Origin of the sequence: Kitasatospora sp. NPDC048545, from assembly GCF_040651155.1 — a bacterium.
In the GTDB taxonomy this organism is placed as follows: Bacteria; Actinomycetota; Actinomycetes; order Streptomycetales; family Streptomycetaceae; genus Kitasatospora.
This window is the reverse complement of record NZ_JBEZIQ010000028.1, coordinates 73,571-85,597: the sequence shown is the minus strand read 5'-3', so window position 1 is coordinate 85,597 and position 12,027 is coordinate 73,571. Positions and strand designations below refer to the sequence as shown.

Annotated in this window: 8 protein-coding genes; 6 read left to right on the top strand and 2 right to left on the bottom strand. The window is 68.5% G+C overall.

Annotated features, from left to right (window positions below):
- Positions 1-376 precede the first annotated feature (376 nt).
- From AB0D10_RS25435 to AB0D10_RS25410, 6 genes are all read left to right on the top strand, one after another.
- Entirely contained in the window at positions 377-577 is a 201-nt protein-coding gene (locus AB0D10_RS25435; RefSeq protein ID WP_360260385.1) for a helix-turn-helix domain-containing protein, read from the top strand.
- 105 nt (positions 578-682) lie between these two features.
- On the top strand, positions 683-2,005 hold the full coding sequence (locus AB0D10_RS25430; protein WP_360260383.1) for a site-specific integrase: 1,323 nt from the start codon (positions 683-685) through the stop codon (positions 2,003-2,005).
- A 9-nt stretch (positions 2,006-2,014) separates the two neighbouring features.
- Complete coding sequence (locus AB0D10_RS25425; RefSeq protein ID WP_360260380.1) at positions 2,015-2,200, top strand: hypothetical protein; 186 nt, start codon at positions 2,015-2,017, stop codon at positions 2,198-2,200.
- Positions 2,201-2,521: 321 nt separating this feature from the next.
- Positions 2,522-3,883: a restriction endonuclease gene (locus tag AB0D10_RS25420; protein WP_360260378.1), complete on the top strand. Its 1,362-nt coding sequence runs from the start codon at positions 2,522-2,524 to the stop codon at positions 3,881-3,883.
- 916 nt (positions 3,884-4,799) lie between these two features.
- Positions 4,800-5,849, top strand: a complete 1,050-nt coding sequence (locus AB0D10_RS25415; RefSeq protein WP_360260375.1) for a site-specific integrase — start codon at positions 4,800-4,802, stop codon at positions 5,847-5,849.
- Positions 5,744-6,052 carry a tyrosine-type recombinase/integrase gene (locus AB0D10_RS25410; protein ID WP_360260493.1) on the top strand — a complete coding sequence of 103 codons (309 nt, stop codon included), beginning with the start codon at positions 5,744-5,746 and terminating at the stop codon, positions 6,050-6,052. Before AB0D10_RS25415 ends, AB0D10_RS25410 begins: the two co-directional genes overlap by 106 nt.
- Positions 6,053-6,363: 311 nt before the next feature.
- Here the strand turns inward: AB0D10_RS25410 and AB0D10_RS25405 are convergent, their stop codons facing one another.
- Together AB0D10_RS25405 and AB0D10_RS25400 are read right to left on the bottom strand one after the other, a co-directional pair.
- The gene (locus AB0D10_RS25405) at positions 6,364-7,569 is read right to left on the bottom strand and encodes a Wadjet anti-phage system protein JetD domain-containing protein (RefSeq protein ID WP_360260372.1); all 1,206 of its coding nucleotides are present in this window, start codon (positions 7,567-7,569) and stop codon (positions 6,364-6,366) included.
- A complete protein-coding gene (locus tag AB0D10_RS25400) occupies positions 7,566-12,026 on the bottom strand; it encodes a hypothetical protein (protein ID WP_360260369.1) in 4,461 nt (1,486 codons plus the stop codon). The genes AB0D10_RS25405 and AB0D10_RS25400 overlap by 4 nt, the downstream gene beginning before the upstream one ends.
- Position 12,027 lies beyond the last annotated feature (1 nt).

Here is a 12,027-nt window from a genome sequence, read left to right as displayed (position 1 = left end):
GACCGTAGCTGCCGTCCCGCGTCTGCCGTCACTTTCAGGGTACTCCGGGCCATCTCCGCGGCGCTCCGGCCGCGACCCACCAGGCAAGAACGCCATTTACGGCCTGCATCACTGCCAGCGCCGCAAACCGCCCCCTCTGCCCGGGGTGACCTGCGCGGACTCCCGTGGCAGCAGGCCCTCGTCAGCGGTCGCAGACGTCAGGCCGCCTTCCACCCGGCGTGCCCGCCGGAGCTCGACGCGCTTCGAAGAACGACCCGTGCGTACGGTCTGCCCCGTTCAGCACGCCAAACCCTGTTCCGCCCGTCCAGGCGGACAGGTGACTGTGGGCATGCCCGGCCGAGCCCGAGCGGCTCCACCACCCCATCAGAGGGAGACCATGCACGTCCGACCCCACGTTCCCGCCACAAACCGCCTCTCGGTCCCGACCCAGACCCCTGCCGGCCCCGCTCACGAGGCCAATCCGGCGCCGGAGTTCGACCTCCTGCACAGCGGCTGGTACTCCACCGAGGAACTCGCCTTGCTGTTGAAGGTCGACCCCTCGACCCTGCGGCGCTGGCGCTCCGCCACTCCCCCTTAGGGCCCGCCCTTCATCCAGATCGCGCCCAGGCTCTACCTGTACAGCATCCCCGACACCCAGCTGTGGCTCGCCCAGAAGCGCACCGACCCATCCGAGGCAGCCTGAATGCCCGACCACACCCCGCTCATCCCCATGGGTGTCGACCTCACCACCGACATCGAGCACCGCCCCGACCGCCGCCCGCAGTTCCGCTACCGCGCCCGCGTGCGCTGGACCGACCCCAACGCCGGCGGCCGCAAGTCGGCTTCCTCCTCCGTCCCCACAGAGGAGGAAGCCAAGGCCTGGATCGCCCGCATGCAGCGGGCCGCAGCACGCGGCATCACCCCCAAGACCCTCACCATGACCCTCGCCGAGTACGGCGAGGAGAACTGGGACCTGGCGATGCGCGGCCTGGAGACCACCACCCTCGACCCCTACACCGCCGGCTGGAAGCTGCGCGTCACCCCGGTCCTCGGCCACATACCCGTCACCAGCATCACCAACGGCATCACCGACAGGGCCCTCCACTCCTGGATCGCCGACGGACTCAGCATCTCCTCCGTCAAGAACAGCCTCGCCCCGCTCGTGCGCATCATGGAGCAAGCCGTCCGCGACGGCCTCATCGACTTCAACCCCTCCCGCATGAGCGGCTGGCAACGCCTCTACAAGAAAGCCGAAGACGAACTCGACGACCCCCGCTCCCTCGCCCTCGCCGACTGGGACGCCCTCGACGAACTCGCCAACGCCCTGGTCGAACGCTCCCACAACCACTACCGCGGCTGGGGCGACATCGTCCGCTTCGCCGCCTGCACCGCCGCCCGCATCGGCGAAGTCTCCGGCGTCCGCGTCAAGGACATCAACCGCTTCGACTGGACCTGGGACCTGTGCCGCCAAACCACCACCGGCCCCGGCGGCCTCATCGACAAAGGCACCAAGGGCAAGCGGCGCCGCACCGTCCCCATCATCGAAGAGATCCGCGACCTCGTGAACTGGCGCATGACCGTGGTCGGCAACGACCCCATGGCGCGCCTCTTCACCGGGCCACGCGGCGGCCGCGTCACCACAGCCATCCTGCGAGACGCCACCCACTGGGACGAAGTCGTCGTCGGCCTCGGCTACGAGTACCTGCGCCGACACGGCCTCCGGCACACCGGCCTCACCTGGCTCGCCGACGCCGGCGTCCCCATCCACGTCCTCCAGAAGATCGCCGGACACGGCCACATCACCACCACCCAGCGATACCTCCACCCGGACAAGAGCTCCATCGAGAAGGCCGGCCAGACCCTCAGCAGGCACCTGTCGCCCGACCGGCACACCTCGTCGCCGACGGCGGCACCGGCCGAGGCGACAGTGCGCCATCTGCGCCTCGTCCACCGGGCATCCGCCGGCGCCCCCACTGGCACGTTGCCCACAACGGCGGGTTCGTCATCGTCAACCACCGTGCTGTAGAAGTGGCCTGTGGCAGACGATGAAGAAGACGTGCCGCCCTGGGTCCGGTTGCTGCTCCGCGAGCAGACCGCGCGCAACATCCACGGCAGCCTCCAGGCATCTGGAATCGCCGCGCCGCTGGAGGACGTACGAGACCTGTGCAACCGCCCGGTCGAGATGTACGACGCAGGCCCTTCTCCGCTCCCGCGTGAGTGAGCACTTCATCTCCCCAACCGCGGCGGCACGTTGTGCCCCCGTAGCGGTTGCCCCTCCCCTACTCGGCTCGGAGCCGCTGATTCTCGGCGGCCCCAGCCGGGTAGTGCTGCTGGCATATCGCGCAGGCAGCGCGGCCCCGCGTGGGGCCGCGCTGTCGTGGACCAGGGGGTGGACCGGGTGGCACGCCGAAAGACGGTGGCGGAGATCCTTGCCGAGGCGTACCGCTTGAAGCAGCAGGCGCGAGCCGCGCAGGGCGGGGCCCAACAGGCGGCCGGCCGCGCTGCCGCCCCGGCGGCTCAACCCCGTCCCAGGAAGCGGAAGGTGGACCCCGCCGTCGAACACGCCCGGCTCCTGGCCGCCGGCGAGAAGCACCTCCAGCGCGAAGAGGCCGCCCGCGCCAAGGAAGCCGCCCGGGTGGAAGCCGAGTTGGCCAAGCGCCTGACGGCTCGGCGCCGGGAGGAGGAGGCGAGGAAACGCGCGGACGCCCTGGCCGAGAAGGAAGCCCAACGGCAAGCCCGGCAAGCCGAGACGACCCGACTCAAGGCCCAGGCCGAGGAGGGCACCGCCGAGTGCAATCGGCGCCGCGAGGAGCTGGAATCAGTCCTGCTGCTGCGCCCCGAGGGCCTGGAGGCCTGGCACCCGCACGTCGAAGAAGCGTTCGCCCACGATGGCCCTCAGGGTGTCGCGGAGCTGATCGAGGACCTGCTGCAGCGCTCCCCCGTCCCCTCTGGCTGCCGGGCCGCGGCCCAGGCGGTCTACGTCCCCGAGGCCCAGCAGCTCCTGGTCGACGTCGAGCTGCCAAACCACGAGATCGTCTCGGCGGTGGCCTCTTACCGCTACGTCGCACAGCGCGCCCAGGTCGTCCCCCAGCCCGCCAAGCCGGCCGAGCTCAACGAGGCCTACGCCAGGCTGGTGGCCCGCCTGGCCCTGCGCGCACTGGACGAGGCGTTCTCCGCCACACCGGCCGCGTTCGTGGAGACCGTTATCCTCAACGGCCGCGTCAACGCCACCGATACGGCGACCGGCCAGGCGATCCGGGCCTGCGTCGTCAGTGTCGTCGCCCAGCGCAAGGACTTCGCCGAACTGGTCCTGGACGAGCCCCGGCTCGACCCGCAGCAGTGCCTCCACCGGCTCGGTGCCACCGTCTCCAAGCACCCCCACGACCTGGAACCGGTCACACCCATCGTCGAGGCCGACCTGTCCCGCTACCGCATCACCACCGACACCGCCGTGGTCGCCACCCTGGACAGCCGGCCCGACCTGCTCCAGATGAACCCCTACGACTTCGAACGCCTGGTCCGTGAACTCTTCGAAGCCATGGGCTACGAGACCTGGCGCACCCAGGGCTCCCGCGACGACGGCGTGGACGCCGTCGCGACGTTGACCGACCCGACCGGGTCCACCATCTTCGCCATCCAGGCCAAGCGCTCCAAGAACATCGTCCCGGTGAACACCGTCCGTGCCATGTCCGGGGTCATCCAGGACAAGGACGCCGGCTACGGCATCGTCGTGACCACCTCGTGGTTCGGCAAGGACAGCTACGACTTCGCCCACCGCAACGGCCGCCTGCGCCTCATCGACGGCCGCAACCTCAAAGCCCTGCTCGCCGAGCACCTGAACATCGACGCCCTGATCGGCCTGCCCAAGGTCCCCCCGGGCTGGCAGGCCGGCGACCTGGTGTAAGCGCGAACGCGCGGCCGCCGCAGCGGAGTGCGGCGGCCCGTCGGCCAATGGCTGCGGTCCCCGGCTGGTCCCCAGCAAGATCACAAAGCCACGGCACCGCAGCCGCCCACCACCTGCCGGGCCATCAACAAAAAGGCCGCTGACCTGGGATTTCTCCCGGCCAACGGCCTTTCCGACTCACGTCGGGACGACAGGATTTGAACCTGCGACCCCTTGACCCCCAGTTTAGTAGGGATATCCTATTACCCCTCAAAATGCGCCCACGCACACGTCGTGCGCGTGCAGACGAGCATGTTTCGCGCACCTCGTGCGGCAGCGCGCATGACGTGTGGTCCCCAGCTGGTCCCCAGGTCAGGGGCTTGATGGAGGGTCTGGGTGGCGTTCATGTCTCCAGGGTAGCGCCACTCCGGCCGTCAATCCAGTGATTCCGGCGGATCGCCCAAAGAGCCACCGGACAGAAGCCAAGGAGTGCCGGCAGAAATCAATCCGGCCAGGCCGAACTCCAGCCAGAGATTGGTCACCAGAAATCCCACTATCGCCAATTCCGTGTGGCCTCGCAGGAATTTCCGGCGCCCGCCAACGCTCCCTCCGAAGACCGCTCCGAGGCTCGGCGCCACGCACCGCGCGTGGTCCGGGTTGTACGAGCCCGACAACCCACGGCCAGCAGGCCGGTCTCCTGCGTCCGGTCGGCAGCCACCCTTTCCGATGATGAACCCTGGAAGCCCCAATGCGTGCGATCAAGTTGCCCTACCCACCAGCCACACAGCGTGATCACCGTCGCGGCGTGTCGTCAGCGCGTGTCCCGGCCAGTCGATCTTGCCAGTGCTCCACGCCCCGCCCCGCACGCTCTGCCGCCACACCCACCACTCCCGCAACTCTGGACAGGCCATCACCACTTGGTTCAAGGAGGACTCCCATGGCGCAGCGTCCCAAGCGGGGCAGGGTGTATCGACGGTGCGGGTGCAAGGACGGCAACAGCGGGAAGCAGTTGGGTTCGTGGTGTCCGCGGCTGGCCGCCGACACCGCGCACGGCCGGTGGACGTACGCGGTGGACCTGGCGCCGGAGGACGGCAAGCGCAGGACTCGGCGGCGGGGCGGGTTCGCCAGTCAGGCGGAGGCGGCCCGGGAGATGGCGCGGGTGCTGGATGCCGAGTACCGGGGTGTGTACGAGGACCGCACGCTACGCGTCGGGCTGTTCCTGTACGAGTGGCTGAAGTCGAAGCGCCCATCACTGGCCCCGAACACCTGGTCTGCCTACCGGGCGTGCATCGAGCGCGACCTGGTCCCGGCGTTCGGCGGCATGCTGCTGGTCGACCTGCGTCCCAAGCACATCGACGCCTGGGTGAGCGCCCAGCTCGCCGCCGGCCGAGGCCCCACCACCTTCCACCACGCGGTGGCCGTGCTGCGCAACGCCCTGAACCACGCCGTGCGGACGTGGCGGCTGCGCTACAACCCGGCCAAGCACTCCGTACCCGCCAAGCCCCGCGCCGCCGAGCGCGTCTGCTGGACCCCCGACCAGGCCGCGGCCTTCCTGCGCCACAGCACCGAGCACTACGCCGACCGGCTCACCGACCTGTTCGAGGTCATGCTCGGCACCGGCATGCGCCGCGGCGAGGTCCTCGCCCTCCACTGGTCCGACGTGCACCTCATGGACCGCCAGCTCTACGTCCGCTGGACCCTGACCGCCGTGAACAACGGGAAAATCCACCTCGGCGAGCCCAAGACCGAAGCCAGCCGCGCATGGATCAGCCTCCCCCCAGAGTCATGGCCGCCCTCCACCGCCAGGCAGGCCTGCAGATGGCCGCCCACCCGGAAGGCAGGTTGGAGGGGCTCGTTTTCGCCCGCCCGGACGGCGAACCCCTGCGCCCGCAGTGGGTCCTTGACCAGCTCCGCAAACGCACCGCCGAACTCGACCTGCCGAATATCGGCCTTCACGACTTGCGCCACACTGCGGCCAGCATCATGATCGCCGCCAACATCCCCCTCGCCGTCGTCTCAAAGGCTCTGCGCCACTCCAACCTCGCCATCACCGTCGATCTCTACGGCCATCTCCTCAAGGACTCCGCCGACGACGCCGTCAAAGCGCTATCCGCCGCACTCGACCGGGCAGACTCTCACCGCGACGACAGGACTTCCGCGACCATGCCAAGTACCTGTCTGGCCGCGTAGGTCAGGACACCCGGCGCCCGGCAGACCTGGACGAAGCGTCTGGAACTCCTTGACCTGCCGCACCCACCAGACCCGGCAACCACCCTGCTGGCTCTGCTCGGTACGGGCCAGCGCTGAACGCCGGGCTCGGGAGAGTCGCAGATCCAGCGGCCCGCTGTGGGCAGGCACCCGGCACGCCTTACGGGGTCCAACCCGCAAAACGGTAGCGGACCCACGTGGGGCCGATCACTGGTGCGGGGCGGTGGCTCAGTGTGCTGTCTGTTGAGCCGAAGGGACTGGCTGTGCGGCTGAGGGTGATCGCGGCGGTCTGATCAGCTCGGTGCATGGGGTTCTCGGATCGCGGTTGGAGGACAGGGCTGTGCCTCCTGCGGCGCCGGGACCGAAGCGCTGTTGCCGTCAGCACCTCGCGGGAGAGGATCGGAGTGTGGGCGGGACGTCGTTGGTGCCGTCTCCCGAATGGTGAGCCACTGAGTGTCTTCGAGGTGATGGTTCTGGTTTGCGGCTTCCTGGGCAACGCGGTCGCCTGCCGTGAGCATCACGAGGGCTTGATCTTGTAGGGCGGGCGGTAGCCACTCCACGAGCAGCCGGGCGCGGCTCGGATCGATCTTGAGTGCTGTGTTGCGAGGACGGGTGATGAGGAGCCGGTAGCAGCCTTCCGCTGGTTCAACGGGCGGTAGGCCCAACAGCGTTGCGGTAATGGAGGCCCTGGCCGGGATGGACAGGCCGTCCGCGTCGAGATCTCCGTAGTAGAGGATGCGGTGGATCTGAGGGAGTTCGGTGATGCTGGCAACGGTCGCCTCGAAGGCGCGGCCGGCGCCGAAAGCGATGTAGCCGATCCGTCCGGGGTCGCGTTGGAGCAGATGGCGCAGGGTGGCGAAGGTATCGCTGTTCTCGATCACGAGTATGGTGTCGCCGTCTCCGAGGTGTCGGTAGGCGAGCGGTGGGGGTTCCCGGTATGTCGCGAGCTGGTCGAGGTCGAGTCGGCCCGGGCCGAAGAGCGCTCCGCTGATCAGACTGTCAAGGCGCTTCTCGTCGTTGAAGATCTCGTGGGATCGTTCGCGCAGGGACAGCGGGCGGCGGGCCTGTGCTGTGCTACTCGTGTCCCGAAACCACCGGTTGATCGCGGTCAGGATGTTCGTCTGTGCGGTGGTGATGCGCGCGGCCGATACCCAGCTGAGCTCCGGTCTCCATGACCGCGTTTCTCGGGGTGCCGAGGCGGTCGGGTGGGAGCGGACGATGCGGACGGCGTCGGGTAGTGGGGGGCGCCCGGCGTCCCACTTCGCCGGGTTGGAGGGCAGGGTGAGGAGTTGCGCGTCGGCAAGCTCGATGAGCAGAGTGGCGAGGCTACGGCGGCTGTTGCCGCTGTGGGAGAGGCCCGGCAGGGCAGAGGCGAATGCCTCCGTCAGGGCTGTGCGAGAGAGCGTGCCGCCGCCGGGGGTCCTGGCCTGCAGGGTGTCGTTGAGCCGGGTAGCGGCTGGAGACAAGGGTGGCATGGGGCTGTCGTCTGGCGTCTTCATTGTCCGGCCTCGGTCTTGGTGTAGAGCCGGGCGGCGCTCAGGTAGCCGGCGGGTTCGGGGGCCTCGGGGTCGGGTGTGACGCGTGGCCTGGGGACCAGGGATGCGCGCACGCGTTCGTCGACGCGGACGAGGGACAGCCCGCTTCGGGCTTCCGCGTCGTTGCGCAGTTGGATGCGCAGGGGGAACCGCAGGGTGGCGTTGTCGTCGCTGAGTCCGGTGGTGTAGAGCAGCTGGATGCCAAGTGCTGTGGCCATCTCCTGCTGGATCTGCATGAGGTAGTCGGCGTTGGCGCGCCCGATGGGGTTGTCCAGCATGAGGAGGCCGCCGTGCCGAGTGCGGCGGCGTGGGCCTGGTGAGGTTCGCAGGGCGGCCAGCGCGCAGTACAGGAGGATGGCTCCGGTGAGTTCTTGGCCGCCTGAGAAGATCGTTTTCATGTCCTCCACGAGCACGTGCTCGATGGTGCGCGAGGCAGTTGGTTTGATCACCTTGGCGGTGAAGCCTCGTGGGACGGCGCGGTGGAGGCAGCGCATGACGACGTCGATTCCCTTGAGCCCAGCGGCGTTAGGGGCAGTGGCCATGATCTGGACTGCTTCGCGGATAAGTCCATGGAGCAGGGGCTGCTCCGGCGGCTGGTACTTGATCGTCAGGAAGCGCTGGTTCGACCATGGACCGGCGTCGTCGGGGAAGACGGAGAAGGCACTGGCGCGGTCGAGCTTCTTGAGCTCTTCGGAGACGCGACCTGCCAGTTGGAGGACCAGGGTTTCGCGTACTTGCTCGACTCCGTTCAGCTGAGACGCCAGGACAGCGGCGCGTTCAGTGAGAGCGGTGACGAAATCGGCGGCCAGGGGAGGGATCATTCGTCCGTCGAGAGCAGAAATCTGTGCGCGCAGGGGAATGTCGAGGTCGTGGTAGGCGACGTTGGAGACGGCGTCCTTCAGATCGGCTACGGCTTGTTCGACGGCTCGGTCGGCGGTGGTCTGCTGCGTGTGGGCTGTCGTGTGGAGGTTCACGGCCTCTCGGGCTTTGGACTCGGCACCTTCGAGTGTTCCAGGGTAGGGTGCGGCCTCCTCATCGATGGGCATGCCTTTGATCGCCGCCTCGAAGAGTGCAAGGACCGGGGCGAGGGTGGTGCGGCTGCGCTCAGCCTGCTTCTTGGCGCGGCGCGCGGCATCGAAGGAGTCCCCGGCCGTACGCGCTGCCCGGTCCGCGCTGCTCTTCAAGTCTCCGGCTGTCTCCAGCAGTTGCTGGGCCTGGACCCGGTCATGCGGGGTCCACTCCTGTGCGGCTTCCTCCTCCAGCCAGGCTTGGCCTTCTGCCGGTCGGGCTTGCTCGAGCCGTAGTTGGACGCGGGCGCGCTGCGAGTTGAGAAGGGTTTCGTCGGTCTGCAGTTGCGTGGCCTGCCCGGTCAGGCTGCGCACGAGGGCGTCCCGCTGGATGGCATCGTCAGCACGTGTGTCCTGAGCAAGGGCCTGTGCTCGATCTTGTACAGGGGGCGGGACCCTCTTCCAGAGGGCCTGGCAGGTCTGGAGGTCGGCCCCGGCAGTCCGCGCGCGCTCGCGAAGGTCGTCACCGACCTCACGGGCGTGTAGGTCGGAGGCGGCTTGCTTGTACTGCTGTCGCAGCACGGGCAGGGGGTCGAGTACGCCGGCCTGTGCCTGGCGGCGTTCGGCCTCGTTGGTGGCCGTGGTCACCTCCAGCTCCCTGCTGTGTCGGCCCGCCTCTTGCTCATGGTTCTCGATGAGGCGGGCACGGCGAAGGCTCTCGTCCTCCGCTGCGGAGCAGGCTGCTTCCAGCTTGCCGAACTCGGCGAGCCGCAGCGTGGTCTGGCGTTCGAGTTCGGCGATCCGGTCAGCAGCACGGCCCGCCTTGGCCTCGCGGTCGGCCAGCCGCTCCAGGTTGTCTGCCGACTTTTGCTGGGCCGCCCACTGGGCGAGGACGGCATCGCGTTGCGACTCGGCCTCGTCCAGGGCAAGTTCGAGTTCCTGCACTCGGTCGGAGGCCGCATCGGCTGCTTCCGTGGCGACTCCGGCGGCGGCCTGAAGGCTCCTCAGTTCCTCAAGGCGTACGTCGAGGGGAAGCTCTCCGATCTCGTCCTGCCAGTGGTCCAGGGCGGCAAGGAGGCGTGCCGTTGCCTTTCGACGTGTCTGCTGCTGCTGGATTTCCTCGGAGGTCTCCCGGATACGAGCCTCGACGATCTCCCGCTCGCGTGCGGCGGCCAGTTCATCGTGCATGGCGGGTGTGGGCTCCACCACGGTGCGCCCCGCCTGGTCGCTGGGGACCGTGTTGGCGAACCGGTTGCCGGTTCCGATGGCCACGGCCGCTGCCGGCAGTGGGCGGAGCTCTTCCAGGAACTGGCGCGCCTTCTCCAGCGCGGACTCGTCGGTGACGATCACTCCGTCCACCAGGTCGGGGTGATCGGACACGGCCCGGGCGTGGAGGTCGGTCGGCAGGTTGTCGCGCATCCAGATCCATCCGGGATGGGCAGCGACTCCGTGCCCGAGCAAGGCGTCGCAGACCTCGCGGACGTGAGCGCGCGCGGGCAGCAGTCCGGCACTGGTGTCCAGGGCAGTCAGGTACTCCTGGTCTCTGTCCAGACTGCGCCGTTGAGCTGTGAGGACTCCTTCCAGAGCTGCATGGCGGCGGCTGGCGACCTCGTGTAGCGGCTCTGCCGCAGCGGCGATCCAGGTCAAGGCATCATCGCCGGTCGCGTCGAGCTCTGTCTCCAGCAGCTCCGAGCTGAGGGGATCGCGCTGGATGTGCCGCGCCCTGGTCCGGAGCCTGTCGATCACAGCGCTCGCATTGTCTGCAGCATTGCTGGCCGCAAACGCGGTGGCATCGGCGGTGGAGAGATCAGCCCGGGCACGGGAAGCGCTCGTCTTCGCCTCATCGACAGCTGCTTTCGCATCGTCGGCTTGCTCCCTCAGGTCCCTTTCCGCCGTACGGGAGCGGGCAGCTGCGTCCACCGCCGTCTCTCCGGCCAGCACGTCCCGCGATTCGCGCGACCGCTGGAGGGCCGCTTCGAATTCGGCGACGAGCGAGCTGAGGTTCGCCGTCTCGCTCTCCGCAGCACCGTCGAGCTTGCGCAGGTCGCCCATGCGGGCACGCCACTCGCTGACCTCGATCCCGCTGGCGCGCGTGGCCTCCTGCAAGTCGTGGATCGTCTTACGGACGGCCTCTTCTGCCAGCCGCAGGCCGATCCTCAGCCGGGCTGCGGCATCATCGGCGGCCCTCGCATAGGGCGCGATGGCCCCTTCGGCCCGGGTCAGGTCGAGCTGGGTACTGTCGAAGGCATGGCGGGCAGCCGCGAGGGCCAGGGCCAGCGGTACTTGGGCCCAGCCATCGCGTTCTTGTTCGACTTCGAGCCTCCTCGCCTCGGCATCCGTCCGCCTCGCTTCCAGGTCGGCCAGATCCAGCCGGAGGCTGTGCCATTGGACGTGTCGCAGCGCGCGGTCGGCCGCGTCCTGTGCGCGCAACCTCGTCCGGTTCTCGACATCCGCCTCCTCGTAGGCGGTACCGCAAAGCTCGACCTCACACGCCAGTTGCCTGTCCCTGGCCAGGAGTGTCGAAGCCAGCGCCACGAGGTTCTTCGAGGCTTGTGCTGCCTGTGCCGCCTGTGAGAGTTGTGCCGTGTGGGCGTCGTCGACCTGCTGGCACTGCCGCTGCATCTCGAGGGCGAACGCGCGCTCCTTCTGCCAGAGCTGGTACTGCGAGACTGCCCCCGCGTACCCGGCGAACATCTTGCCGACCGCATCGTAATCGGAAGCGTCGGAAGCCTTCTTGAGGAGCCACTCCACGAAGGCACCGGACGTGGTCGTGGTGAACGCGTTGGCGGCACCGCTCTCGGTGGCGTTCATCGCGCGCTGGACGTTGAACAGGTCGGGTTCGAGGCCGAGGCTGCTCTGATGGGCTTCCCACTCCTTCTGGCCAGCTTCCTCCCGCAGGCCCAGCCCTTCATGGCGGGCCCTGAGGTCCCGCAGTTCGGTGCAGAAGTCGTCGAAGGAGAGCCAGATGCCGTCATGGTGGAATGGCAGGCAATCTGCAGTGAGGGCCGCTCCGGGCTGGAAGCTGTAGAAGAGCCTGCTGAGGTTCTTGTCTGCTGCTGGCGCGAGGACCTGACCGGTGACCAGGAGCCGGCCGGTGCGCGCGTCCACCCACTCCATCACGATGTGCGACGGCTGGGCGGGCGAGACGACGAACTTGCGAAGCGCCTCGAGATCCTTGTGGCGGTAAGGGATGGTCGTGCACATGATTGCGGTGAGGAGCACGCCCTTGCCGCCCCCGTTCTGCAGCATCACCAGGCTCGCGGGCGAGGGCCGATGCGGGACGTGGCCGGCGTCGGGAACCAGAGCGCCGGTCGATACCGGCTCTCCGACCCCGGACAGGTCGAGGTCGACGCACTCGTACCGGGCGTCGCGAGGGCCGAAGTTCCGCAGCAGGACGCGGTTCAACTCGTACACA

Bases quoted from the DNA above. Each gene is read 5' to 3' on its own strand.
- AB0D10_RS25435 (WP_360260385.1), top strand. From the start codon at position 377: ATGCACGTCCGACCCCACGTTCCCGCCACAAACCGCCTCTCGGTCCCG.
- AB0D10_RS25430 (WP_360260383.1), top strand. From the start codon at position 683: ATGCCCGACCACACCCCGCTCATCCCCATGGGTGTCGACCTCACCACC.
- AB0D10_RS25415 (WP_360260375.1), top strand. From the start codon at position 4,800: ATGGCGCAGCGTCCCAAGCGGGGCAGGGTGTATCGACGGTGCGGGTGC.
- AB0D10_RS25405 (WP_360260372.1), bottom strand. From the start codon at position 7,569: ATGAAGACGCCAGACGACAGCCCCATGCCACCCTTGTCTCCAGCCGCT.